The sequence below is a fragment of the Flavobacterium sp. AK-301 genome (genome assembly GCF_058310215.1).
In genome coordinates this window covers 167,772-192,797 of record NZ_JBZEES010000001.1, presented here as the reverse complement: position 1 = coordinate 192,797, position 25,026 = coordinate 167,772, and the positions used below count along the sequence as shown (strand labels likewise).

Below are 25,026 nucleotides of genomic sequence, written 5' to 3'. Positions count from 1 at the left end.
AATGTCTTAAAACACGTCAAAAATGAGTATATTCAATAAAATATTTGGTAATTCTGATAGTAAAGGTAACGATTTCGAAAAAATTAACTGGGAAGAATTAACTGATTTATCGCAATTAGATGAGATTGTATCTCTTTCTCAACAGAAACCGATTGTAATTTTTAAACACAGTACCAGATGTAGTGTAAGCCGTATGGCATTAAAACAATTTGAAAGAGAATACGATCTGAAAGAAGGAGAGGCTACTCCGTATTTTTTAGACTTGTTAAGTCATCGTGACATTTCTAGCGCTATTGCAGAACGTTTTAATATTATACATCAATCTCCACAGTTATTATTGATAAAAGGAGGGAAAGCTATTTATAGTACTTCTCATAGTGATATTGATGCCGGAACACTTAAAAAGTTGATAGTTAACAATTGATAGTTGATAGTTGATAGTTTTTGTGGGAAGTGAAAATGTGAGAAGTAAAATGATTTTTGTAGCTCAGCTAATTTTAAACAAAAATAATGTTTAACCGCAATGAACGCAAAGATTTACGCAAAGTTCGCAACATTTTTCTGTATACTGAAACTGATTACTGTGTACAGAGACTGAATACTACGCTCGGCTAACTTTAAACCAAATTTCTAGGTAATCGATAGTCCTTGAAAACTATAAACTGAAACTGAATACTAATTCACCACTCAACTGACTTTAAGACTTTCGACATTGGACTTTTAACTTAGAACTGAATAAAATCATGCATGAATAGGATAGACCGTTTATTTGGAATATTGATACTGTTACAGTCTAAGAAATATGTTACAGCTGGTAAAATAGCGGAGAAATTTGATATTAGTGTTCGTACTGTCTATAGAGATATAAAAGCATTATATGAACTTGGAATTCCTGTAAGTTTTGAACAACCGAAAGGTTATTTTATTGTACAGGGCTATTTTTTACCTCCTGTTTCTTTTACTTCGGAGGAAGCAAATGCTTTATTGTTCATGGAATATTTAGTGACCGGTTTTGCAGACCGTTCTATTGCGCATCATTATTCGGGTGCACTTCAAAAGGTGAAAGCTGTATTGCGAAACTCTCAGAAAGAAAAACTGGAAAAGCTGCATGATAGCATGAGAATGCAGATACCGGAATGTAGTAATCAGGATTATGCTTATTTATCTGTGATTCAGAATGCGATTGCTGTTGGTACTACTATCGAAGTTGAATATAAGAATAATAAAGAGGAATCCAGTAAAAGAAAATTAGAGCCGATCGGTTTAATTTTTTATGCTTTTAACTGGCATGTTATTGCGTGGTGCTGTCTGCGTAATGAATATCGTGATTTCAGAGTGTCCCGTATTCTGAAAATTAAAGATCTGGGTACTCTTTTTCAGAAAACAGATCATATAGCGTTACAGGATTATATGAAAAATATTCCTGTAGATTATTGATATTTGTTTTTATATAGACCCTTTCTTTATAATATCACTCCTGAATTTAATTTATTTTTCAGATTCAGAAAACAGACTGCCATAGGGTTGTCAGTACCACCAATTACATTTGTCTTTTAATAATTATAAAAATCAAAAGATATGAATTTAAATGCAATTTTTTTAAAAGAACTAAATGAAGAAGCTAAAGCAACCAGAAAAATATTAGGAGCAATTCCTGTTGATAAACTGGACTGGCAGCCTCATCCGAAAAGTATGACAATCCGATATTTAGGGACGCATATTGCTGAATTACCTGCCTGGGTTACTCTGGCATTTACTACTGATGGACTGGATTTTGCTAAAACACCTTATCAACAGCCTGAGATTAATTCTGTTCCTGAATTATTAGCTCTTTTTGAAAAATCTATGGAAGAGGGCAGAAGTGTATTAACGACTGAGAATGAAAAACATTTATCGGAGAAATGGGTTTTAAAGGAAGGAGATCAGATTTATATGGATGTTACAAAAGGAGAACTGGTACGTCATACAATGAGTCAGATGATTCATCACAGAGCACAAATGGGTGTAAATCTTCGTTTACTAAATATTCCTGTTCCTGCTACTTATGGACCTAGTGCGGATGATATGAGTTTTCAATAATACAGTTTACAGTATTCAGTACCAGTTTACAGTTTTTAAAATTATTAGTTTTTTTGTTTAAAGTTTAAGGTTCAAAGTTAGCTAAATGTAAATTAGTTTACCGTTTTCAAAACTATCAACTATCAACCTTTTACATTTCACATTTTACAAAAACTGTAAACTGGTACTGAATACTGAAACTCATTCAGCTGACTTTAAGACTTTCGATATTGGACTTACTTCTCCTGTGTCAGTATAAAAATATTTTCAGTGTCAATCCCTAGTACTTCGTGTTCTATAAGTACAGGTATCTGATAGGTGTCGAATTGTCGGAGTCTGAATTTTTCATCGTTTATCTGAAACTCAATCTCTCCTTTTAAAACAATCAGTATCGTAGGAAGAGGTGTTTTATGTTTTTTCATAAGCTGATCCTGAAGAAGTCCGACAGCAAAAATATTTAGTTTTTCTGTTTTCAGCACAGGTAAAATTCCCGGTCTGTCATTATTAAATTTTAGGTCTGCAATAGTATTTATCATTATTCGAAATATTTAGAGTATTCTGCTAACTGAGCTTTTAAATTTTCCAGATTTTCTTTCTGTATATTTATGTCATCTGAAATAAAACTACCTAATTTTTTTTTGATCGGAAAAAGATAGTTATGCAGTTGATTGTGTGCTTCTCCAGTCATAGTACAGTTTTTAAAAATAAGATTAAATTCTGTATCCAGTTTTTCTTTTAAGTCACCGTAAGAGGAGTTGTTTTCTTTATCTGAAAAATCATCTGTCATTGCAATCATAATTTTGATTCCTAAATTAGTTTCAGGATTGGCTTTCCATCGTTTGCCGTTATCAAGGTTTAATATACCTTCTTCATTATGCGGTTTTGTCTGTTCTGTTTGTAAATAGGTTTGTTCTTTTTGCTTTTTTTCTCCACAGGAAAAAAGAAGAAAGGAAATTCCAAATAGCAAAGTAATTGTTGTTTTTGTTTTCATTTTTTTTCAAAAAAAGTTCTTATTACAAATATATCTAATTTTTACAATATAAAGGACTATAACATCCTTTATTGTTTTTTCTTTTTGATAAAACCAGACTTTTAAGGTGTAAATATTTGTTTTACAATATTATATGTTAATAAATATATTACTAAATACTATTTTTTGTAATTTTAATTTTCTGAAAACTAAATATTTTATTCAGATGGAAAAGCAAACTCTTGAAATTAAAACAGCGATAAAAGTATCAAAACCGATTCATCAGGTTTTTGAGGCTATTGTTGATCCGGCAAAAATGACAAATTATTTTATTTCTAAAAGTAGCGGAAGAATGGAGGAAGGTAAAAAACTGATCTGGAAATTTCCGGATTATGAACCGGAGTGTCCTGTTCACGTTGGTAAAATAGAAAAAGATAAATATATATCTTATCATTGGGATGCGGGTGCAGATCATCTTACTACTCTGGTTGAGATCACACTTACAGAGAAAGAATCGAATATTACTTTAGTAACTGTTACAGAAAAGAGCAAGGAAAACAATGAAACGGGTATCAAATGGTTAAAAGGTAACACGGAAGGCTGGGCAAATTTTCTTGCCTGTTTAAAAGCGTATCTGGAATATGGGGTCAATCTAAGAAAAGGAGCGTTTTAGTTTAAAGTAGTTTATAGTTGATAATGGATAGTTTATAGTTTTGTGAGAGGTGAAAATGTGAAATGTAAAATGTTTTTTATAGCACTGATAACTTTAAACAAAAATAATGTTTAACCGGCAATGGACGCAAAGACTTTCGCAACGTTTTTCTGTATGCTGAAACTGATTACTGCGTACTGAGACTGAATACCACGTTCGACTAACTTTAAACTTTAAACCAATTTTCAATCTTTTATTTTTTTAATCTTAAAATTAAACGTTATGAATCAAAATGAAATTTTTTTAAAAGAATTGAATGAGGAGGCAAAGGCTACTAAAAGAATATTAGCGGCTATTCCTTCTGATAAATTTGACTGGCAGCCACATCCGAAAAGTATGACGATTCGGACTTTAGGAACGCATATAGCTGAATTACCAACCTGGGTTACTATGGCTTTTACAACGGATGAGCTGGATTTTGCTACAACACCTTATGAACTGCCTAAAATTAATTCAACTCCTGAATTACTGACTTTTTTTGAAAAATCTCTGGAAAATGGAAGAAGTCTGCTGACTGCTGATAATGTAAAGAAACTACCGGAAAGATGGGTTCTGAGAGATGGAAGCCAGATCTATGTTGATTTTACAAAAGGAGAGCTGATACGTCATGCTTTAAGTCAAATCATTCATCACAGGGCGCAAATGGGGGTAAACCTTCGTTTACTTGATATTCCTGTTCCTGTTACTTATGGTCCTACTGCGGATATTATGAGTTTTGAGTGACAAATTTGAAACTCAAGCCTGAAAGAGCGAACTGATAAATGATCAGGTAATTTGAAGATTAGATTATAAGAATAATTTTTTTAAAAGGTTCTGGATAGTAAATATTCAGAACCTTTTTTTATGTTTCAAAAGGCAATTATTCTCTTTATTCTTTCAATTCTTTGAAAATGAGTCATGTGTGCAATGCAAAATCTGTAATCGGTTTTTATTAGCCTTGTGTAGTATTATATTTTCTTTTGAGAGAAAATAGACTGTTAATTAGGAATGAGTTTCTTTGAATGTTTAGAATTTAGGAGATAAAAGGAGTGTAGTTTTAATTATTTTTTATCTAAAAAAGGATTTATCAACTAATATTTTGTTGTTTATAAATGATTCTAGTAGGTACTTTTTATTGTTGAATTTTGTAGGCTTTTCCAAAAAAGGAAGTCCATATCTGGTAAAAATAAAGTAGATTGATTCTAAATAACAATTTTATTAAATTATTTTAATTATGTAGAAATAATAATAATTATAATATAAAATATAATTGTTTTTAATATTTCATTAACTAAATAGGTTTTTTAATATGAAAAATATTATTATTTTACTTTTTGTAAAAAAATAAAAATATACATTCTGTATATCAAATTTTTTTTTCTTCAAATTTTTTCTTTATTTCGAAAAATAATTAAGATAATTTAGTAAAATAAGTGAGATAATAAGTCAATATTAGTATAAATATTTGTTTATTAGTTTTTAGCTTAGTTAATGAATTGGTTTTAAATTCTTTAGTAAGTAGAAAATTCAGATTTGCTTAGTAAGAGTTAATAATTCAGAATTTCAGAAGGAAGTTGTATTTTTTAACGATACAAAATTAAAAAATTAAGGAAGAGTAATGTTTTTTTATTAGTTAATAAATACTATAGATATAAATAATGTTTAATCAACGGTTATGAGGTATATTTCTTTTTTAATAATAGTGCTGCTATCAGTGTTTTTATATGTTTATTTAAATGATCTTTTCTATTTATTTGGAGAAAACTGGTCTATAATAGTAACGATGATTTTCGGTTCTTTTATAGCTGGTGGAACTTCTGAAGGAGGTGGAGCGGTTGCTTTTCCGGTTTTTACATTATTATTAGATATACAACCTGAGATTGCAAGAAATTTTTCATTTGCCATTCAAAGTATTGGGATGACATCTGCATCACTTTTGATATTGGATAAAAAAATACCAATTGATAGAAAGGCAATACTTTACGCATCAATAGGAGGTTCTCTTGGGTTAATTTTTGGAACATTTTTTATTATTGAGCATTTACCCGGCAGAACGTTGAAACTATTTTTTGTATCACTTTGGGTAGGTTTTGGATTAGCTCTTTATCTGGTTAATAAAAATGTGAAACGTGAAATAAAAGAAAAAATTGAAGATGAATCTCTAAAAGCAATATTTAATTTATTACTTTTTGGCTTTATTGGTGGAACTATTACTTCTTTTTTTGGAAACGGAATTGATATTCTTACTTTTTGTTTGTTGACACTATATTATCAAATAAGCGAGAAAGTAGCTACTCCGACTTCTGTGATATTAATGACAATTAGTACTATTTTAGGTTTTTTACTACATGTGTTTATAGTTCGGGATTTTCAGAGGGAGGCATTTGAATATTGGTTATGTGCTATTCCTGTCGTAATATTTTTTGCTCCTTTGGGGGCATATACGATCTCTTTTTTGACTCGTTCAATTATTGCAAAATTTTTATATATAGTTATTATAGCACAATATGTGGGAGCTTTATTTATTCTAAAAGTATCTTGGAAAGATCTCCTTATCAGTTTTAGTATTATTGTTATTGGCTGTTTATTTTTTAGACTTCTGTCTTTGAAAAAATGTTAAAATATAAATTTAATTTATCTATGATTTACAAGAAATACCTTTCGAAATTAATTGCAATAGGTGTAATTACGTTAGTTTACGGTTTTGTGAAACCGTACGAGTTAAATAAAAAGGAAAGAGAAAAGTTAGCAGAAGATTTCTCTTTTAAGAAAACCGTATTGTATTATCCTAAGCATTTAGATCCAATGCATGTAAGGAATGTACACCCTCAATATAATAAAATTTCTACCTGGATATCCTCGGTGGGAGCTGCATCTGCTTTTTTTGATTATACTGATAATGGATTGTATGATGATTTAGCTTATATAGATCCAAGGTTTAATAAGCTTTTTGTGATGTCTTTATCAGAAAAGACTTCTTATAAACCTTTTGAATTAGCTATAAAATCATTACCGTTTGATGAGACAATGGCATTTTCGGGTGTTTTTAGCCATGATTTTAACGAAGACGGATTACAGGATTTATTAGTAGTGTTTTTAGGTCGCTCTCCTGTTATTTTTTATAGAACTAATGAGGGGGGGTTTGAGGAACAAGAGTTTTTACCGAATATGATTAAATTGAATACTACTACCGGAACGATAGCAGATTTTGATGGAGATGGGCACATGGATATTTTACTGGGTAATTATTTTCCTGATTGGGCTACTTTATATGATCCTGATGCAACTGATAAGGATCAAATAATGCAACATTCTATGTCTAATGCTGATAATGGGGCTGTGAATCGTTTTTATCTGTGGAAAGGAATAAAAAACGGAAAAGCAATTTTTGAAGAAGATACTGAGGCATTAAAAGATATTAATGATATAGAGGACTGGACGTTGGGACTGGCAGCTTGTGATATTAATGGCGATATGTTACCTGAAGTTTATGTTGCAAATGATTTTGGACCGGATAAACTATTATATAATAAATCTGTAAAAGGAAAATTGAAGTTTACTGAGTTGAAAGGAACGAGAAGCTTTACTGAAATTAAGTCAAATATTGTTGGGAATGATTCTTTTAAAGGAATGGGAGCTGAATTTTATGATATGAATAATGATGGCTTTTTTGATATTTATGTAAGTAATATTGCGGATGAATTTGCCTTACAGGAGAGCCATTTTGTTTTTGTTCACAATGGAGATAATTCCTTATTGGAAAAGGGAAAGGCTCCTTATGAAAACCATAGTGAACGACTTGGATTATCAAGAAGTTCATGGGGTTGGGATTCTAAATTTGCGGATTTTAATAATGATCGTATTCCGGAAGCTGTGCAAGCTACAGGTTTTGTTAAAGGGAAAATCAACAGATGGCCACAATTGCAGGAATTGGCAACGTTGAATGACGAATTATTATCTAATGTTCTTTTTTGGCCAAATTTACAGCCGGGAGATGCATTGTCAGGAGATGCTCATGTTCCGTTTTTTGTTCGTTCAGATCGAGGAAAATATTTTGATTTATCCAAAGAAATTGGAATGGGAGCTAATGAAATCACCAGAGGAATAGGAATTGTTGACGTAAACAGAGATGGTCTATTAGATTTTGTGACCCTGCATCAATGGGAAAATTCAAATTTTTATTTAAATCAGTCTAAAACGGATAAGTCTTTTCTGGGAATTTCACTTCGACTTTCTTTAGACCCTGAATGTCAAAGTGTTTTAGTGGATCAGCCAAAAAATATTCGTTCAATAGCTGCTATCGGAGCTATTGTACGATTACAATTTGAAGATGGAACACAAATTATTCGTGTTGTTGACGGAGGTAATGGACACGCTTCGAGAAATAGTCCTGAAATTCATTTTGGATTAGGAGAAAATTATGATTCAAATAAATTATTTGCTGCGGAAATCAGTTGGCGTAAAGCTGATGGTACAGTTCAAAAAGAAAATATTCAGTTAAATAAAGGTTGGCATACTATATACCTACCTTATTAATTTTATACAATTAAAGTTATGACAAAAAAAGTTGATTTAAGAGTTCCTGCACTTGTTCGTTTTGCCTTATCAATTTCGACATTAAATGTTATAGGGCATTTGTATTTAGGTTTTGAGCAATCTTATGCTCATGTTTTTATTGCTTTGTTGACCGGGTATAGTTTAGAAATTTTTATGGAATATATCACAGCTCGGATAGATAACAGAGAGCCTGCTTTTTATGGAGGGATTAAAAAATTTATTATATTCTTATTACCGGCTCATATAACTTCACTAGCGGTATCTATGCTTACGTTCACCAACACTTATTTTGGATTTGTAATATTTGGCGTAGCTGTAGCAATTCTTTCTAAATATATATTTAGAATAAGGATAAATGGAAAGGTAAAGCATTTCTTAAACCCTTCTAATACTGGAGTTGTAGCTTTATTTTTAGTATTTCCTGCAGTTGGACCCGCGCCACCATATCAATATACTGAAATAACTTCTGGTTTTTGGGACTGGTTTATTGTTGGGATTTTCATTTATTTAGGAACATCATTGAATATAAATTATACTAAAAAAATGCCTTTAATAATAGGATGGCTTGGTGGATTTGTATTACAAGCGGTTATACGTACTTATATTTTTAATACCGCAACGATGGCGGCATTAGGAGTAATGGCAGGTGTCGCTTTTCTATTATTTACATTTTATATGGTTAGTGATCCGGCTACAACGCCTTTTAAAAAGAAAAATCAGGTTTTATTTGGGTTAGCAGTAGCTGCTGTGTATGGAATTACAGTTGAGTTACATATTGTGTATAATCTATTCTTTTCTTTAGTTATAGTTTGTCTGGTAAGAGGATTGTATTTCGCAATTATAAATTATAGAGAGAAACGATTTCTAGAATCTATGACAGGAGCGGATTTAATTTCAGAGAAAATAGAAGAGAAAATAGAAGAGGAAGCAACTATTGTTTAATTAAAAAAAGTAAAGATGAATAAATATAAGATATTCAGAAGATTATTATTTGCTTTACCGTTGAATGAAGCAAATTTTGAGAAAAGAAATTTTGAAAAAGGAGAACCGGCACAAAAACGTCTGGAACTGGTAGCTAAAGTAGTTGTTTCAGGTTATAATACTGCTTTGGAAACTGGACTTTCAGAGGATCTTTTTACTCATAGAGAAACTGTAACAAATGAATTATCAGGTTTTTATAATGAAGGAGTAGGTATGGGATTATATACTCTGGATCTATTTTCATTAACAAATAAAAACAGATTTTGGAATTTTATAAAAGGTGGTGGTAAAAACCATGAATATATGTCTTATATAGGAGCAGGGATTGCTTCAGGAGTTTTCTTTAACCGCCCTTTTGAAAAATTTTTAGAGAAAGCTTCTCCAACAAGTGGATTGTTGATTTTAAACGGAATAGGGTTTTATTATGCTTATTTCAAATCAAAAAAAGGGATTGACGAATTATATGTTCCTGAAAATGTACAGAAAGATCTGTTTTATTTAGAATGTTATGATAATGGAGTAGGAAGAGCGGTTTGGTTTTTAACTGGGGGTAATCCGTTTAAAATACAGCAAACAGTATTGAAATTTCCTAAAAACAGACAACCCGGTGTTTGGGCAGGAGTTGGGTTAGCTTCTACTTATGCAGGAGGTGTGTCTGAGGAAAATATACAGAAACTAAAAGAATTGGCAGGAGAATTTTATCCTATGCTAGGAGAGGGGTCTATATTAGCTACGCATACAAGGGATATTGCTAAAAACCCACATGTTACTGATACTACAGAGCGAATTTTGACAGGGAAATCAGCTAAAGAATGTCATCAATTTGCTAATGAAGCTAATGAGCGTTTAAACGGACAAAGATATATTAATGGTAAACATTCTCTACAGGTCTTCTTCGAAGATCTTCGTAATTGGGTTAAACAAAATCATCAGGTTTTGGTAGAAGAATAGATTATTTACTATTTAAAAAAGTAAGATTATGAAAACAAATGAAGCCATTGCTATAGTAGGTATGGATTGTTGTTATCCTGGAGCAAGTAATATTCATGAGTTTTGGGAGAATATTATTCATCTTCGACAACAATTTCGTAGAATTCCTGATAAAAGATTCAATTTAAACTTTTATCATTCAGCTAATACATCTGATGTGGATTCTACCTATTCTAAAATGGCAGCAGTTATTACCGGATATCATTTTGATCGGTATAAATATAAAATCTCAAAATCGACCTATGAGCAAACTGATTTAGCGCATTGGTTAGCACTTGATGTTGCAACAAAAGCGATGAAAGATGCGGGAATATCTTTAGAGAAAGATATAGATAAGGAAAAAATAGGTGTGATTATAGGAAATTCTCTTAATGGAGAATTTACAAGAGCTAATATTATGCGTTTACGTTGGCCGTATGTTTATCGTGTTTTATATTCTACTTTACAAGGGCTTAATTATAAAGAAGAGGATATTGATACAATTTTAAACATAACGGAACAAAACTATAAAGCACCTTTTCCTGAACCGGATGCCGATACGTTAGCTGGTGGTTTAAGTAATACTATTGCCGGTCGAATTTGTAATTATTATGATTTTAAAGGAGGGGGATATACAGTTGATGGTGCTTGTTCATCATCATTACTTTCCGTTGTTAACGGATGTGAGGCTCTTTTAAATAACAATTTAGATATCGCAATAGTAGGTGGAGTGGATGTAAGTATTGATCCTTTTGAAATGATTGGTTTTGCGCGTAATGGTGCTTTAGCGCATACTGAAATGGAAGTGTTTAGTGCAAAACCTCAAGGTTTCTGGCCTGGTGAAGGATGTGGAATGGTAGTTATGATGCGGGAATCTGAAGCTCGAAAAAAGGGGTATCGAATTTATTCGCTTATTAAAGGTTGGGGAATTTCATCTGACGGTAAAGGAGGGGTAACTCGTCCGAAAACGGAAACGCAGGCTCTGGCATTAGAAAGAGCATATAACCGAGCAAATTACACTATTGCAGATGTTGCAATGTTTGAAGCTCATGGTACCGGAACGCCTGTTGGAGATGATGTTGAGCTTTCGGCTATTATTAGCAAATTAAACCAAAGTGAACGAAAGTATCCGGCGATTGTAGGATCCGTTAAACAAATAATAGGGCATACAAAAGCGGCAGCAGGAGTGGCTGGATTGATTAAAACATCGATGGCAATATATAAAGGAGTTATACCGGCTTCTAAAAAAACGATAACCAAGCATCCTGTTTTAGAAAATAATGAAGCCATTTTAACTACCATTACGCAGCCTATGGTTTGGGATCGTAAAGAAGTTTTACGTGCAGGAGTATCCTCTTTTGGGTTTGGAGGAATAAATGTGCATTTAACACTTGAAGCCCCTGCTCCTGTGAAAAATCAAAACGTGTCTGTTCAAGCAAAAAAAATAGCTGCGAGTCCTAATATTCCTGTTGTAAAAAACTATGAGGTTTTTCCTTTTTCTGCAGATAGTTATGAGAATTTATTGCAAAAACTAGAAAGAGTTCGTGAAATTTCAGAACATATTTCCCGCTCTGAATTTACAGATCTTTCTGCTGAATTAATTCGAAAGCTGAATAAGCAAAAAAAATGGAAATGCGTTTTAGTCGCATCATCATCAGAATCTTTACAAACTAAAGCGAATTCATTGTTGAATATATTAATTGCAGGGAATCATTTGCATATTGATATTGATAAAGGGATTTTTTTACATACAAGCGGACAGATTTTACGAACGGCATATTTATTCCCGGGGCAAGGAGGAGCTATTTCCGGAAGTAAAGGGGCTTTTGAAATTTTATTAAATACTAAAGAAAAGGAGCAAACCTCTATTGTTTCTACGTTGAATGTCTCTGAAATACAACCTTTAATAACAAATCATAGTTTAGAATCCATTCGTTTGTTATCGACATTTGGTATTCAGTCTCAAGTAGGGATAGGTCATAGTCTTGGTGAAATTGCGTGTTTATCATGGGCAGAAATGATATCGGCACAAAAAGCGGTTGAATTAGCAGGAGAAAGGGATCAGATTATGTCAAATCTTGGTCAAAAAGGAGGTGTTTTATTAGCAGTTCGTTGTGAGTATAATACTTTAGTTCAAGTAATTAAGTCTTATCAGGTTTATATTACGGGATATAATGGAAGTGAAGATTTTGTAGTAGGGGGTAATGGACAGGTAATAGAGGAACTGGAAAAAAAATTACTGGAAAACAGAATTGCTTTTTCCAGATTAAATGTTTCACATGCTTTTCATACTCCATTAATGAAAGCAGCAGCAGATGAATTTGGAAAGTGTATTGAAAAATATACTTTTAAATCTCCGGGTAAAAACATGGTTTCTACTGTTACGGGTGAAATAATGACTGCTCAAACGGATATAAAGCAGTATCTAGCGGATCAAATAGAAAAACCGGTACGTTTTATACAAGCTGTTAACACTGCAAAACAGCAGGTTAAATTATTTTTTGAAGTGGGTGGCGGAGAAGCATTGTCGAATTCATTAAAAAAAGAAAAAGACATTCATGTTATTTCGCTGAATTATAGATCGGATTCGCTGGAAGGCTTTTTAAAGATCTTAGCAGCCGGATATATTTCCGGACAGGATGTAGCCTTTGAAAAACTATTTGCTAATCGTTTTAGCCGTCCTTTTGATATAGAGAAATGGCAATTAGATGTTTTTGAAAACCCCTGTGAAATAATAGCGGGTATTGATTTAGTAACCCATTTTGCTTCTAAACAGGCTGTAGTTTCAAAAAAGAAAGAGAACTCTTTAACGGAGGTTAGTTTAGAAACGCAACAGGAACCAAAATCTATAGAAAGGATTGCCTCTTATATTAAAAATCTGATTAGTGACAGTACTGATATTCCTGTTGATATGATTGCCGATCAGGATCATATTTTATCTCAGCTTCATATCAATTCTTTGGCTATTACCGAAATTATTTCTTTGACAACTAAAGCGTTTAATAAAAGTCATGAAGTATATTCTAAGGCAATTTTGCGTGCTAATGAAGATGGAACGATACAAGATATAAGTAGATTAATTTTTGAAGGAGAAAAATCGATAAATAGTGTTAGTTCGGAACGATTAGTTAATATGGAGCTTGCTCCCAACTGGACACATGTTTTTAAAAGAGTAAATACGACTAAAAAAACAATAAAAACACGAGTACAACATAAAAAAGGGCAAATTAGTGTAAAGGGGGACTTAGAATTAGTCTCTTCTCTTAAATCATATCTTGATTTAGAGAGTATAGCATTAGGTACAGGGGCTGTTTATATCTATAAGATGAGTGAAACTAAAGCGAATTTAGAACCGTTTTTAGCGTTTTTAAAATCGAATGAAATTCGATCTTGCGAATTTATAACTCTAATAGAAATTGCTGATTGTGAACATACAGGAGATTTAAAACCTATATTCAGAACATTTCAGCAGGAACAGCCGTTTCTAAAAATGTTTGTTGTTCAGTTCGATGAACTTTCGGAAGATACTCTGCCAAAAATAGTAGAAGAAATTACGTATCGATCTAAATATAAAGAAGTTATTTATACTAAGGAAGGTCGTTTTGAATCAGAATGTGAGCCTATTTTTCCTAAAAAAACAGATTGGAATCTGTTAACTGCAGATGATGTATTATTGGTTTCCGGCGGGGGTAAAGGAATTACATTCGAGTCTGCGAAATTCATTGCTTTAGCTACGAATGTTAAATTAGCAATTATAGGACGATCTGATCCTGATCAGGATGATGCTCTTGTTGCTAATCTGAATCAGTTGACAGAACATAAAATTGAATTTAAATATTATTCGGCAGATATTTTAGATAAAGAAAAATTAGCAGCGAGTATAGGTTCAATAGAAAAAGAATTGGGAATAGTGACAGCAGTGCTCCATGGGGCAGGTGTCAATAAGCCAAAATTAATAGATAATTTAACAATAGGCGATTTTGAATTTACAGAAAATATAAAAGTAAACGGATTAAACAATTTACTATCTGAGTTAAAACCTTTAAATTTAAAACTATTAGTTGGATACGGTTCTATTATAGCTGAAAGTGGCATGCATGGCAATGCTGATTATGCCTGGGCAAATTGCCAATTAGCCAATTATATAGAAGATTTTGCGCAGAAATATCCATCTTGTAAAAGTGTAACCATTGAATGGTCGATTTGGGATGAGATAGGGATGGGGATAAATTTAAATACGATCGGGACCTTAAAAAAACAGGGAATTTGGCCAATACCTGTAGAAAATGGTTTGATGATTCTGAAAAGTATCCTGTGTGATTTAACTTTACAAAGTGGAAAATATATCGTTTCAGGGCGGTATGGAAAATTACCAACTTTACAATTTGTAAAACATAAATTACCGGTAGGAAGATTTATTGAAGATATAAGTCAGTTTACACCAGGTTTAGAAGTTGTTTCTAATGTATTGATCAATCTAGAGACTGATCTTTATTTGAAAAATCACGTAGTTGACGGGCAGTATATTTTCCCTACTGTGATGATATTGGAAGGAATGGTACAGGTGGCAAGCATACTGTATTCTGATTCGAATCAGTATTGTATTGAAGATTTACAAATACAGAATCCTATTTTTATACCTCATGCCAATTCTAATATAATTCGATTTATTGCTACCAGGGTTTCGGAAAAAAGTATCGTTGTAAAAGTGCAAAGTGAAGATTCGAATTTTGAAGTCAATTGTTTTGAAGCTCGTATTAATTATGATAAACAGTTGGATTTACCACATCTTGATTTTGACTCTTCTGCATTATCTCCGATAGAATTGAATGTTTCTGAGAAATTTTATGATGATTTACTGTTTCATCATGGTCCGTTTAGAAGAATTAAGAAATTCTATACTATTGATTCGCTTAATTCAATGGCAAAAGCGTCAACAAGCTTAACAGATGACTGGTTTAGTTCTTTATTGCCATCAAAATTACTATTAGGCGATGCCGGATTAAATGATGCAGCTATTCATTGTCATCAGGTATGTCGACCTTCACAACGCTTATTACCTGTTCGGGCTAAAAACATCTATTTTTCTAATCTTCAATCAGAGGAATCTCTTTTTATTCTAACAAAAGAACTTTATGAAAAAGGAGCTGAAACAGCAATAGATGTTTATATAGTCGATAAGAATGGAAAAATATATCAATGGTGGCAGGAACTAGTTTTGACACGGGTAAAAGGAACTCATTTTAAAGGAGAATGGGATAAAAACTTATTAATGGCATTTATAGAATATAAGTTACGCCACTTATCTCAAAATACAGATTTGAAAATAGTTAATGATTCTTTACGTGACCAATTAGATTTAATTGATGAATTGAATACTGTTGAAATTAATATAGAATCATTTACTCTTTTTTTTCAAAAAGGGATAGTAAAAGATAATGAAAATGCAGTAGAACGTATGGTTTTAACAATAAGTGGTGTAGATGAAAAAGTAACTTTGGAAATTCTGAGTGAAATTGAGGCTTATCAATAAATTATAGATATAAATTATAAAAAATTAAAATTTTAAGTTATGCCAATGATTATATCAGGCGGATCGTCTGAGACTTATTATGAATATAAATTCATTACCACGTTTGAGGAAACGAATGTAGTTGGAAATATCTATTTTGCCAATTTCGTTGTTTGGCAAGGGAAATGTCGAGAACATTTTTTATATGAATATTGCCCGGATATTATTGAGGAAATTAATAATGGATTAGCTCTTATTACTATAGATTTAAGTGTACAATATATTTCCCAGCTATTTGCATTTGATACTGTAGTTATAAAAATGTTTTTAGAAGCAAAAAGTAATAGTAGATTATTGATGCGTTTCGAGTATTATAAGCAAGAAGAGGATAATACATTAACATTAGTTTGTAAAGGGTCTCAGGGAACTGCCGCTATGAAAAACGTAGATGATAAGATGATTCCTGTAAGTTTTCCGGATTCTATATTTAGAGTATTTGAGGAATATAACATTTTTTAAATGAAAGAAGATATGAAATCTTTTAAATACAAGTATAAGTATGAAAAATAAAAAATTAATTGAATTCCAAAATGTTGATAAAATCTATCAAATAGGGAGTAAACAGGTAAAAGCATTAGATAATATTAATTGGGCAATTCATTCAGAAGAATTTATTGCTGTTACAGGACCCTCCGGCAGTGGTAAGAGTTCTTTACTTAATTTAATTTCTTTTATTGATTTTCCAACTTCAGGGAAAGTATTGTATGAAAATCAAAACATTGGAAATTTTACTGAAAAAGAGGTAGGGCAATTTAGAAGTACTAAAGTTGGAATTGTTTTTCAGAGTTTCAACTTAATCCCGGTGCTTACCGCTGTTGAAAATGTTGCTTTTGCGTTACAAATTAAAAATAACGGTAAATATTCAAAAGCAAGTTTAGATAAGGCGAAAAATATTCTTTCGGAACTCGGGCTGGAAAAACATTTTGACCACAAACCACAACAACTTAGTGGAGGAGAAAAACAAAGAGTAGCGATAGCGCGAGCATTAGTTACAGATCCTAAAATAGTTATTGCAGATGAGCCGACATCAGCATTAGACAGTAAAACAGGAATGGAAATTATACAATTGATGAAAAGATTAAATCAGGAAAAGAAAATTACATTTATTTTTTCAACTCATGATCCAAAGGTAATTAATGAGGTTAATTACAGCATAAATTTAGTAGACGGTCAAATTAAATAATGAATTATGAATTATTATAAACTTGCATTTCGAAATATTACCAGAAATAGTAAAAGATCTATTGTAACGATTTTTACAATTGCTTTAGGATTTACAGCTCTTGGTACAATAGGAGGTATGCTGAATCACATATTCTCAAAATTAAAAGAACAAGCTATTGTCAATGATCGTTTAGGACACTTTATTATAGTAAAAGAAGGCTTTTCAGAAAAAGGGAAAGTCTCTCCTGAAGATTTTTTATGGAATAAAAAGGAATTAGAAGACATTGAGAAAATCATTCATTCTAATTCAAATACAGCTATCGTTACTCCTAGAATTAATTTAAATGGGTTGGTTAGTAATGGTACTACATCTACGATTTTTATGACAGAGGCAATTAATCCGTCACATGATATGGAGTTGTTCAGGACCAATGTAGATGGTCGGGTAAATCATGAAAATACTGCAAATTTACCTTCAGGTTCTGAAAACATTGTGTCTGTTTCTGAAGAATTAGCCAATAATCTTAAAATGAAAATAGGAGATGTATTGACACTTTTAACATCTACTAAAGATGGAATTGCTAATGCTGTTGATGTTGAAATAGGGAAAATTTATAATACAGGAAACCCGGCTACTAATGATAAATTTATTTTGACCAATTTAAAATTAATTCAGGAATTATATGATACAGACGGTGCCCAAAAATTAATTGTAACGGTAAAAGATTTCAATAAACTGGCGCAAACTCAGGCTGAGGTTATCCAACAGTTAAAAGAGAAAGGGTTTAAAGTGGAGTCAGAGACTTGGAATAAACTTTCTTTTTCCTATGAGAAAGTCAAAGGAATGTTTGGGATCATTTTCAGAGTTCTTTCAATTATTATTTCAGTTATTGTTTTATTGACGATTTTAAATACTATGCAAATGAATGTTAATGAGAGAACGAAAGAAATAGGTACATTAAAAGCTATTGGAATGACTAGAATAAATATTGTCAGAATGTTTTGTATAGAAGGTTTTATAATGGGAATTATAGGATGTACAATCGGAATGATAGTTTTGTTACTGGTAAAAATAGGGTTACAGTTATTAAACATTTCCTTTATTCCTCCAGTTGCATCAGTACAAGTGCCTATTAATCTTATTCTTACTATTCCGAAGATTGTTCAGGTTTTTATTATTTTTATGATAGTAAGTATATTTTCTTCTTTTTTAGCCGCTAGAAAAATTGCTGGTCAAAAAGTAATTAACTCACTTAATTATAACAACTAATTTTTTAAGATATGGAGACAATTCGTGTTAAAGTTAAATTCCCAAGTCAGTTATCAAAATTAATTAATAATGTCCATGAGATTGACTTTGAAGGGAATAATTTATTAGATATGATCAACTTTCTTGATGAAAAGTATGGCGATATCAAAAACCGTTTAATTGATGAGGAAGGAGAAATCCGTCCTTTTTTCAATATGTTTATAGGAGCCGATAATATAAAGAAGTTAAAAGGAATTAACTCAACAATTCAGAATAATGATACAGTTAGTTTGTTATTAGCCAGAGCAGGAGGATAAAGTTATGGAGATAATGGTGTTTGTTAAAAGATTTTTATTGAGTATTCATCTGATTGCTGCTATTATTTGGGGAGGATCAGTATATATGATGGCAAGAGTAGATTGGCCTGCAGCAAGAGAAAGCATGTCTCAAGGAAGATTTCCTTTTAAGTTTATTGTTGGTCAGGGGAAACGTGTTTTCCCAAATATATATACAGGTGTTTTTGTACTTTGGTTTTCAGGAGCCGGATTACTTTATTTATCACCTCCGGATAATTTTGTAGGAACAGTGTTAGTGGTAGTGAAGATAGTTTGCTTAATTTTTATGACAGCATCTACACTATATGGGACAATGGTGGCATGGCCAAAAATACAATTTTCTACAGATGCTGAAGCCTACAGAATTTTCAAATTTTATATTATACGTGCTTATATTACTTTTTTTCTCAGTATGGCAGCGTCGTTAATAGGACAATTTTTAAACAATTAATTTAATTAAAATGATATGAAAAAAAGAATAGTATTCTTATTATTAATTTTTACGGGGATTTTTTACGGACAAACGGAAAAGGATTATGAGATTATACGAAATGCTGATTTGCATCGGGCAGGTCATATAGAAAGTGTAAGCTGGGATCTTCTTGTAAAAAATTATAAGCAAAATATAATCGAAAATGAAATTGGTCTTTTTGTAGAAGCAAAAACGACACAAAAAGAACAATTTGTTCTAATCTCTTTTCTTACACCCAAAAAATTTGAAGGACAAAAATTATTAGTTCGTAATAATGTAATGTGGTTTTCTAAAAAAGGAGTTGAAAAACAAATTCCCATATCAGGAAGACAACGTTTAACGGGGTCTGCAGCAAATGCAGATGTATCTAATGCTAATTATTATTATGATTATACGATACAATCCGTGAAAGAAGAGCAGTTAAATGGAGCAGAATGCTATGTTTTTGAGCTTATAGCGAAGAATAACTATGTCTCGTATTATAAAATCAACTACTATATAGATAAAAAAGAAAATTTGGCATTAAAAGCAGAGTATTTTGCGAAAGCCGGTAAGCAGCTTAAGACAGCTACTTTTGAATATAATAATGTAGTGAATTATGAAGGAGCACCTATAAAGTTTGTATCGAAAATTAGTATGAAAGATGATGTTAATTCACAAGATTATACCACATTAGAATTGTCGTCATTTCGTTTTTCAAATATACCAATTTCAAAATTTGATAAATAAGAATGAGAATAAAAGGCATCCTATTAGTAATACTCGTTTTTGTAATCTGTTCGGAATCGTATACGCAGGCTGACGGTTCGGTTCCGTTCAATGGAGTTACTTTCGGTCTAATAGATAATTTATCGGAAAAACAAGTGAAATGGGATATTTCTGTTGATTTGTTGCCTTTTGTCAGATTGATGAATTTTAAAGAAGAAAACCATACGGTAAACTTTGGTAATCATATCGCTACGTTAGACCATACCGATTTTGGTTTGTTTATTAAACCAAAATTGCAAGCAATATGGAAAGGATTAGATCTAAATATACAACCTCGTTGGAATACGGAATATAACCAGTTGAAAAAGAGATATGAAACAGATCATTTTCTGTTCCAGCAACTTCGGTTAGATTATCAATTGGCTAATGAATTAAAAATCCGAATGGGGCGGTATTTTAGGAGCATGGGTACATCGAATGTAATTAACCCCAGTAATCTGTTTTTTTTAAATTCCGTGTCGTTAAATCCAAAGTTGGAAATTCAGCCGATGGATTTTGTCGAAATGAGTTTAAACGATGTAAATAATTTAAATATCTCTGTTATTGCCAATTTAGGACGCGGAGAAAATGATCTATTGAAAAAACCGTTTTTTTCATTTAACAGAAAATGTGCCATACAAACAGATTATTATGGTAATTCATTTCAAGTTGGGACTATTTTTGCAGCAGATGAAGATCAATATTGGGGTATAGGTTCCTATGCTCAAAAAAATATTGGAAAAGCAATAGTAATTTGGTTTGATGGAGCTTTAGAATACAAACCCCGTCGTTTTTATCCGGCAGCCCCAAACGAAGATTTAGCCCATTTAATCAATTATGAAATGGTTAATTACGATCAAAATAATAAGCGTTTTTTTCAGGGACTTATCGGCTCCTCTTATACCTTTAGGTTTGGTCCTACCTTGAATGTAGAATACTATTATAATGGAAAAGGTTTTAAAGAAAAAGAAGCAGATCGGTATTATGAAATGATTAATACAGCATCAAATTATACATTTGGAAGTATTGGAGAACTTTCAGCACTCAATATGGGAAGAGCCATTAATACAGGAATGATGTTTATAAGAAATAATTACCTGTTTACGCAGTTGGGTCAAAATGATTTTCTAAACAAAATCAATTACTATGTTCGCTATTTTCATTGTTTAGACGATAACAGTCACCAGTTTTCAGGCGTATTAGAATGGAATGTACTGGATTCACTGGAGTTCTTTACTGTATTTTTACTGAATGAAGGAAATAAGAATACAGATTTTACACGATTGATTAAAAATCAATGTATGCTGGGTTTAACCTATAGATTTTAAATGATATAGTATAGAACGGTTAACCGAAAACAGGAAACAAATTAAAAATTTACTCTAAACTTTATAGCTATGAGAAACTTAGATACTTATTTACAATTATTAGTAAATGAAATACAGGATATAGAAGTGAAAGAAGCGTATAAACGACAAAAAGAAGGAGTCTGTTTATTAGATATACGCGATCAGGATGAAGTTCGTTCAGGAAGCCCCTTAAATGCACTTCAGGTCTCTAAAGGAATGCTTGAAATGAAAATAAATCAGTTCATATCAGATAGTTCACAACCAATTCTGTTACTATGTCAATCCGGTAAAAGATCTTTGTTTGCAGCCAAATCTCTTCAGGATATGGGATATAAAAATGTACTTTCAGTTAAAGGAGGTTTTGGAGCATGGAAAAATGCCGGTCTTCCAGTTGAAATTCCTTTTCAGATGAGTGAGGCAGATATAGAACGGTACAAACGAAATATGATTATTCCTGAAATTGGTAAAGAAGGACAAGCAAAATTATTAAAAGCAAAAGTTTTAGTAGTAGGAGCAGGAGGAATAGGTTCTCCTGTTTTATACTATTTAGCAGCTTCCGGAGTGGGAACAATAGGCATTATTGACAACGATTTTGTTGATCGTACGAATTTGCAACGCCAAATTATACATACCGATCAGTCCGTAGGACAAGCAAAAGTAGTTTCAGCCCGGGAGAGAATACAAGCACTTAATCCGGGTATTACTGTTAAGGCATTTCAAGAGCGACTTACTGCCGAAAATGTAGAAGAAATTTTTTCACAGTTTGATCTTGTTATTGACGGTACCGATAATTTTACGACTCGTTATTTAGTGAATGATGCCTGTGTCAAATTAAAAATTCCAAACGTTCATGGTTCCGTTTTTATGTTCGACGGTCAGGTAACGACTTTTTGGCCTGCTTATAGTGAAGAAGCTCCATGTTACAGATGTTTATATCCAACACCGCCACCTCCTGAATTTGCTCAGTCTTGTTCTGAAGCGGGTGTTTTAGGTGTTTTACCCGGAATTATAGGAACATTATGTGCCACAGAAGCCTTAAAAATTATTTTAGGAATGGATAATTTAACCTCTAAACTAGTAGTTTATGATGCAAAAACAATAGATTTTCAAACCTATACCATTACTAAAGCGGAAGATTGTCCTTATTGTTCCTGTAACGATAGTGCTAAATATCCTCCTTATAGAGTTTATGAGGAATATTGTTGATTTTTAAAGGGATAAACATGATTCTTATTGGGTATTCTGAATTGCGTAAAGAACAATATGATACCGTTTTGGGATTGTATAAAAAAATTTCAAAGTATATAGAAAATGCAGAAAGTATTTTTAAATATAAGCAGTCTCAGGATATCCAGTTAAGTGCTTTAGGAAAAATAATATTATATTGGCTCCTGAAAAAAAATAAGTATCCTTATTATACTCTCTATACCAATATAAGAAATAAGCCCCTTTTTTATAAAGAATGTACAGACCTACAATTTAGTATTTCGCATTCAAAGAATTTTGTTATTGTAGCAGTATCTAACAGAAGTATTGGTGTCGATATCGAATATATCGATGCAATTCAGATGGATTGCCTGGATACAACATTTCCTAAAGTAATAGTTGAGAATATTATCTCAGATCCGGATCCTGTAAATGAATTTTATAAGTATTGGACAAAAAGAGAAGCTGTTTATAAATGTTTAAACAACGATGCAGCTGATTTTGAAAAAATTGTGTTTGATTCTGATTGGGTAAAATTAAATAAAGAATATTATAAACTGTATACATTAAATAGTATTCCGGATTATTCCTGTTCCTTAGCAGTACAGACAGATAATAAAGAAATTCTTTCTCAAATAAAAATAGAAGAGTTTATTCTGTAGAGTATGTTCCTGTTCAGGGGAAGTCTGCTACTACTGCGGATATTATGAGTTTTGAATAAAGAATTTGAAAATGATATTTTCACGAAAGGTTTCGAGCATTTTGCGTTTGGAACTTTTTTAGGTTATAAATCTTCTTTAATGGGAAATATATTCTCATTTGTGATGTTTCGTTTCAGTAGCTTTTAGTTTGCCATTAAGGGGAGAAAAGTTCTGAGAGGTTACTTCCAGTTCTGATAACGCATTTCCTTTATCGCATTTTAACTGTGTGCTTTTTATTAAAAAGAATTCTTTCATTATCTGTTTTAGTTTTTAAAATTCTTCTTTTTAGATATGCGTATACAATCACAAGGAAAATTTTTAAGGATAAAGGGTATTTCTATTCTTTCTTTATCTTTTGTCATAACTTTTATACAATCTGATAATGAAATATTATATTTTCCTTTTTTAAAATTAAAGTTTTCAATTCTTATATCTAAAGGATCTCTGAATTCATAAATAACATTTAATTTCAATGTGTCTTTTTTATAAATAAAAATTAAATTATATTTCAAACTATTATCTTCTTTTTCGTTTGTGTAAATACTTCTTTTTACATCAGTTGTTTTTTTTGTTAGATAATAGTAATTAATACCATTATCATATTTATAATTTAATAGAAATAACTTTCCATTAGAGTATTTTTCTATTGGAATATTTTTTTTCACACTTCTTGGCTGAGCGTATGAAATAAAATTAAAAAGTAAAAAAATAATTATAATTTTTAGATTCATAATTTATATTGTCTTAATTATATCTTGTATTTTTAATACTAATTCATTTATTTTTTGGTTTTTATCAATAGTTGTAGAGTGATCTCTTACAATATAATTTGTTTTACTTTGTATTAAAGGTATATGTAAATGACCTGTAGATAATTTAGAATCTAATTCAGTTCTCATTTTAGCTACTCTATAAAAAATTTCATTGGATAAATAATCTCCTCCTGAGCCTTCATAAGATTTTAATTGACGTATATCTTCTAACTTTGCTCTTAAAAGAGTTCCTTCTTTCATTTTTTCATCATCTCCTCCATGATATTCATTATAAGTTTGGTTAAAATAGATATAGAATGTATCTGTTAGTTTATTAGTATTTGGAACTATTTTTTTATAGGGTAAGGTTGTTTCATAAAATTCCTCCCCTTCTGTAAGTTGTTTAAAATTCTTATGGTTATATCCATCTGTTTCATTTCCCCAGAATAGATTATCCATATATCCACCTCTGTTTTTATAGGGAAAACGGCGATCATCGAGATTATTATTTATTCCAACTCCAAATTTTTATATTTTTATCATTATAGATTGTAAAACTTAATAAATCATTTTTTTTATAGATTAATTCAACTGTTTTATTATCTGATTTTAATCTATATTTTCCATTTAATGTTTTGTTTTTTAGGTATTTATAATCAATATTCCACAGATTACTTATATTACTTCTGTCTGTTATAATTTCTTTTAAGGATGAGTTTTTATCAAAACATTCATAAATGCGAAAATTGTTAATTACATAAGTTCGTCTAGTTAAATTACCAGATTCCGAATAATAAAAAAAGAGTTGATATAGATCATCTTTAGATAAAATAATTTTGGATTTTATCTTATTGTTTGAATAATAACTATAAGTTATAGTGTCTTTAATACCTTTTCTATAGTTGTTAATTTCTGTATAATAAAATGTTTTTAGACCTTTTTTAGAAGTTAATATTTCTTTATGATAATCTATTAAACTACCCTCAAGTTTTCCGTTTTTTATTTCAAATTCTTTGTCAATAGTATCATTTACTAAAATAGCATAAGAATTATCGGGTAATGGCATTTTTAATTCATAGGTATATGGAAATCCTTCATTTCGAGGAAGAAATACATATATACTGTCCTGGATATTTTCAAAAGTATATTGCTTAAAACGTTCCTCTTTATCATATCTTAGTTTAATAGTTTGTTGCGCAAAACAATTAACACAAAAAAATAATATGCAAAACAAAAGATTAATTTTTTTCATA

Annotated in this window: 25 protein-coding genes; 19 read left to right on the top strand and 6 right to left on the bottom strand. The window is 31.2% G+C overall.

Features of this window, described 5'->3' with window-relative positions:
• The first annotated feature begins 22 nt into the window (after window positions 1-22).
• The 3 genes from ytxJ to AC4FQX_RS00845 all read left to right on the top strand — a co-directional run bounded on the left by ytxJ (window position 23) and on the right by AC4FQX_RS00845 (window position 2,079).
• Window positions 23-424 (top strand): bacillithiol system redox-active protein YtxJ, encoded by a 402-nt coding sequence (gene ytxJ / locus AC4FQX_RS00855; protein ID WP_491165769.1) that lies wholly within the window; start codon window positions 23-25, stop codon window positions 422-424.
• A 323-nt stretch (window positions 425-747) separates the two neighbouring features.
• Window positions 748-1,437, top strand: coding sequence for a helix-turn-helix transcriptional regulator (locus tag AC4FQX_RS00850; protein ID WP_491165768.1), 690 nt, complete (start codon window positions 748-750; stop codon window positions 1,435-1,437).
• Window positions 1,438-1,578: 141 nt separating this feature from the next.
• Window positions 1,579-2,079, top strand: coding sequence for a DinB family protein (locus AC4FQX_RS00845; protein WP_491165767.1), 501 nt, complete (start codon window positions 1,579-1,581; stop codon window positions 2,077-2,079).
• 215 nt (window positions 2,080-2,294) lie between these two features.
• Here the strand turns inward: AC4FQX_RS00845 and AC4FQX_RS00840 are convergent, their stop codons facing one another.
• Window positions 2,295-2,594, bottom strand: coding sequence for a cupin domain-containing protein (locus AC4FQX_RS00840; protein WP_491165766.1), 300 nt, complete (start codon window positions 2,592-2,594; stop codon window positions 2,295-2,297).
• Window positions 2,594-3,049, bottom strand: coding sequence for a hypothetical protein (locus tag AC4FQX_RS00835; RefSeq protein ID WP_491165765.1), 456 nt, complete (start codon window positions 3,047-3,049; stop codon window positions 2,594-2,596). The genes AC4FQX_RS00840 and AC4FQX_RS00835 overlap by 1 nt, the downstream gene beginning before the upstream one ends.
• A gap of 205 nt (window positions 3,050-3,254) precedes the next feature.
• On the opposite strand from AC4FQX_RS00835, the gene AC4FQX_RS00830 reads away from it, so the two are divergent.
• The 16 genes from AC4FQX_RS00830 to AC4FQX_RS00755 all read left to right on the top strand — a co-directional run bounded on the left by AC4FQX_RS00830 (window position 3,255) and on the right by AC4FQX_RS00755 (window position 22,982).
• Window positions 3,255-3,701 (top strand): SRPBCC family protein, encoded by a 447-nt coding sequence (locus AC4FQX_RS00830; RefSeq protein WP_491165764.1) that lies wholly within the window; start codon window positions 3,255-3,257, stop codon window positions 3,699-3,701.
• A 261-nt stretch (window positions 3,702-3,962) separates the two neighbouring features.
• Window positions 3,963-4,463 (top strand): DinB family protein, encoded by a 501-nt coding sequence (locus AC4FQX_RS00825; RefSeq protein ID WP_491165763.1) that lies wholly within the window; start codon window positions 3,963-3,965, stop codon window positions 4,461-4,463.
• Window positions 4,464-5,394: 931 nt separating this feature from the next.
• A complete protein-coding gene (locus tag AC4FQX_RS00820) occupies window positions 5,395-6,339 on the top strand; it encodes a sulfite exporter TauE/SafE family protein (RefSeq protein WP_491165762.1) in 945 nt (314 codons plus the stop codon).
• A gap of 20 nt (window positions 6,340-6,359) precedes the next feature.
• On the top strand, window positions 6,360-8,255 hold the full coding sequence (locus AC4FQX_RS00815) for a CRTAC1 family protein (protein ID WP_491165761.1): 1,896 nt from the start codon (window positions 6,360-6,362) through the stop codon (window positions 8,253-8,255).
• An 18-nt stretch (window positions 8,256-8,273) separates the two neighbouring features.
• Entirely contained in the window at window positions 8,274-9,218 is a 945-nt protein-coding gene (locus AC4FQX_RS00810) for a hypothetical protein (RefSeq protein ID WP_491165760.1), read from the top strand.
• A gap of 15 nt (window positions 9,219-9,233) precedes the next feature.
• Window positions 9,234-10,208: a DUF1702 family protein gene (locus AC4FQX_RS00805; RefSeq protein WP_491165759.1), complete on the top strand. Its 975-nt coding sequence runs from the start codon at window positions 9,234-9,236 to the stop codon at window positions 10,206-10,208.
• A gap of 28 nt (window positions 10,209-10,236) precedes the next feature.
• On the top strand, window positions 10,237-15,759 hold the full coding sequence (locus AC4FQX_RS00800; RefSeq protein ID WP_491165758.1) for an SDR family NAD(P)-dependent oxidoreductase: 5,523 nt from the start codon (window positions 10,237-10,239) through the stop codon (window positions 15,757-15,759).
• A 39-nt stretch (window positions 15,760-15,798) separates the two neighbouring features.
• Complete coding sequence (locus AC4FQX_RS00795) at window positions 15,799-16,257, top strand: acyl-CoA thioesterase (protein WP_491165757.1); 459 nt, start codon at window positions 15,799-15,801, stop codon at window positions 16,255-16,257.
• Window positions 16,258-16,297: 40 nt separating this feature from the next.
• A complete protein-coding gene (locus tag AC4FQX_RS00790) occupies window positions 16,298-16,981 on the top strand; it encodes an ABC transporter ATP-binding protein (protein WP_491165756.1) in 684 nt (227 codons plus the stop codon).
• 6 nt (window positions 16,982-16,987) lie between these two features.
• On the top strand, window positions 16,988-18,232 hold the full coding sequence (locus AC4FQX_RS00785; protein WP_491165755.1) for an ABC transporter permease: 1,245 nt from the start codon (window positions 16,988-16,990) through the stop codon (window positions 18,230-18,232).
• Between the two features lie 11 nt (window positions 18,233-18,243).
• Window positions 18,244-18,528: a ubiquitin family protein gene (locus AC4FQX_RS00780; protein WP_491165754.1), complete on the top strand. Its 285-nt coding sequence runs from the start codon at window positions 18,244-18,246 to the stop codon at window positions 18,526-18,528.
• Between the two features lie 37 nt (window positions 18,529-18,565).
• A complete protein-coding gene (locus AC4FQX_RS00775; RefSeq protein ID WP_491165753.1) occupies window positions 18,566-18,997 on the top strand; it encodes a hypothetical protein in 432 nt (143 codons plus the stop codon).
• A 15-nt stretch (window positions 18,998-19,012) separates the two neighbouring features.
• The gene (locus AC4FQX_RS00770; protein ID WP_491165752.1) at window positions 19,013-19,747 is read left to right on the top strand and encodes an outer membrane lipoprotein-sorting protein; all 735 of its coding nucleotides are present in this window, start codon (window positions 19,013-19,015) and stop codon (window positions 19,745-19,747) included.
• A gap of 2 nt (window positions 19,748-19,749) precedes the next feature.
• Window positions 19,750-21,093 (top strand): hypothetical protein, encoded by a 1,344-nt coding sequence (locus tag AC4FQX_RS00765; RefSeq protein WP_491165751.1) that lies wholly within the window; start codon window positions 19,750-19,752, stop codon window positions 21,091-21,093.
• Window positions 21,094-21,162: 69 nt separating this feature from the next.
• Window positions 21,163-22,320, top strand: coding sequence for a molybdopterin-synthase adenylyltransferase MoeB (gene moeB / locus AC4FQX_RS00760; protein ID WP_491165750.1), 1,158 nt, complete (start codon window positions 21,163-21,165; stop codon window positions 22,318-22,320).
• Window positions 22,321-22,337: 17 nt separating this feature from the next.
• Window positions 22,338-22,982, top strand: a complete 645-nt coding sequence (locus AC4FQX_RS00755; RefSeq protein WP_491165749.1) for a 4'-phosphopantetheinyl transferase family protein — start codon at window positions 22,338-22,340, stop codon at window positions 22,980-22,982.
• 153 nt (window positions 22,983-23,135) lie between these two features.
• On the opposite strand, the gene AC4FQX_RS00750 is transcribed toward AC4FQX_RS00755, so the two are convergent.
• From AC4FQX_RS00750 to AC4FQX_RS00735, 4 genes are read right to left on the bottom strand one after another with little or no spacing between them, the layout of a single operon-like run.
• On the bottom strand, window positions 23,136-23,276 hold the full coding sequence (locus AC4FQX_RS00750; RefSeq protein WP_491165748.1) for a hypothetical protein: 141 nt from the start codon (window positions 23,274-23,276) through the stop codon (window positions 23,136-23,138).
• Window positions 23,277-23,284: 8 nt separating this feature from the next.
• Window positions 23,285-23,752, bottom strand: coding sequence for a hypothetical protein (locus tag AC4FQX_RS00745; protein ID WP_491165747.1), 468 nt, complete (start codon window positions 23,750-23,752; stop codon window positions 23,285-23,287).
• Window positions 23,753-23,755: 3 nt separating this feature from the next.
• On the bottom strand, window positions 23,756-24,232 hold the full coding sequence (locus AC4FQX_RS00740) for a PA0049 C-terminal domain-containing protein (protein ID WP_491165746.1): 477 nt from the start codon (window positions 24,230-24,232) through the stop codon (window positions 23,756-23,758).
• Between the two features lie 46 nt (window positions 24,233-24,278).
• Window positions 24,279-25,025 carry a hypothetical protein gene (locus AC4FQX_RS00735; protein WP_491165745.1) on the bottom strand — a complete coding sequence of 249 codons (747 nt, stop codon included), beginning with the start codon at window positions 25,023-25,025 and terminating at the stop codon, window positions 24,279-24,281.
• Between the last annotated feature and the right edge of the window lies 1 nt (window position 25,026).

Coding starts and splice junctions, on each gene's coding strand:
- ytxJ (WP_491165769.1), top strand. CDS start 23: ATGAGTATATTCAATAAAATATTTGGTAATTCTGATAGTAAAGGTAAC.
- AC4FQX_RS00850 (WP_491165768.1), top strand. CDS start 748: ATGAATAGGATAGACCGTTTATTTGGAATATTGATACTGTTACAGTCT.
- AC4FQX_RS00845 (WP_491165767.1), top strand. CDS start 1,579: ATGAATTTAAATGCAATTTTTTTAAAAGAACTAAATGAAGAAGCTAAA.
- AC4FQX_RS00840 (WP_491165766.1), bottom strand. CDS start 2,594: ATGATAAATACTATTGCAGACCTAAAATTTAATAATGACAGACCGGGA.
- AC4FQX_RS00835 (WP_491165765.1), bottom strand. CDS start 3,049: ATGAAAACAAAAACAACAATTACTTTGCTATTTGGAATTTCCTTTCTT.
- AC4FQX_RS00830 (WP_491165764.1), top strand. CDS start 3,255: ATGGAAAAGCAAACTCTTGAAATTAAAACAGCGATAAAAGTATCAAAA.
- AC4FQX_RS00825 (WP_491165763.1), top strand. CDS start 3,963: ATGAATCAAAATGAAATTTTTTTAAAAGAATTGAATGAGGAGGCAAAG.
- AC4FQX_RS00820 (WP_491165762.1), top strand. CDS start 5,395: ATGAGGTATATTTCTTTTTTAATAATAGTGCTGCTATCAGTGTTTTTA.
- AC4FQX_RS00815 (WP_491165761.1), top strand. CDS start 6,360: ATGATTTACAAGAAATACCTTTCGAAATTAATTGCAATAGGTGTAATT.
- AC4FQX_RS00810 (WP_491165760.1), top strand. CDS start 8,274: ATGACAAAAAAAGTTGATTTAAGAGTTCCTGCACTTGTTCGTTTTGCC.
- AC4FQX_RS00805 (WP_491165759.1), top strand. CDS start 9,234: ATGAATAAATATAAGATATTCAGAAGATTATTATTTGCTTTACCGTTG.
- AC4FQX_RS00800 (WP_491165758.1), top strand. CDS start 10,237: ATGAAAACAAATGAAGCCATTGCTATAGTAGGTATGGATTGTTGTTAT.
- AC4FQX_RS00795 (WP_491165757.1), top strand. CDS start 15,799: ATGCCAATGATTATATCAGGCGGATCGTCTGAGACTTATTATGAATAT.
- AC4FQX_RS00790 (WP_491165756.1), top strand. CDS start 16,298: ATGAAAAATAAAAAATTAATTGAATTCCAAAATGTTGATAAAATCTAT.
- AC4FQX_RS00785 (WP_491165755.1), top strand. CDS start 16,988: ATGAATTATTATAAACTTGCATTTCGAAATATTACCAGAAATAGTAAA.
- AC4FQX_RS00780 (WP_491165754.1), top strand. CDS start 18,244: ATGGAGACAATTCGTGTTAAAGTTAAATTCCCAAGTCAGTTATCAAAA.
- AC4FQX_RS00770 (WP_491165752.1), top strand. CDS start 19,013: ATGAAAAAAAGAATAGTATTCTTATTATTAATTTTTACGGGGATTTTT.
- AC4FQX_RS00765 (WP_491165751.1), top strand. CDS start 19,750: ATGAGAATAAAAGGCATCCTATTAGTAATACTCGTTTTTGTAATCTGT.
- moeB (WP_491165750.1), top strand. CDS start 21,163: ATGAGAAACTTAGATACTTATTTACAATTATTAGTAAATGAAATACAG.
- AC4FQX_RS00755 (WP_491165749.1), top strand. CDS start 22,338: ATGATTCTTATTGGGTATTCTGAATTGCGTAAAGAACAATATGATACC.
- AC4FQX_RS00750 (WP_491165748.1), bottom strand. CDS start 23,276: ATGAAAGAATTCTTTTTAATAAAAAGCACACAGTTAAAATGCGATAAA.
- AC4FQX_RS00745 (WP_491165747.1), bottom strand. CDS start 23,752: ATGAATCTAAAAATTATAATTATTTTTTTACTTTTTAATTTTATTTCA.
- AC4FQX_RS00740 (WP_491165746.1), bottom strand. CDS start 24,232: ATGGATAATCTATTCTGGGGAAATGAAACAGATGGATATAACCATAAG.
- AC4FQX_RS00735 (WP_491165745.1), bottom strand. CDS start 25,025: ATGAAAAAAATTAATCTTTTGTTTTGCATATTATTTTTTTGTGTTAAT.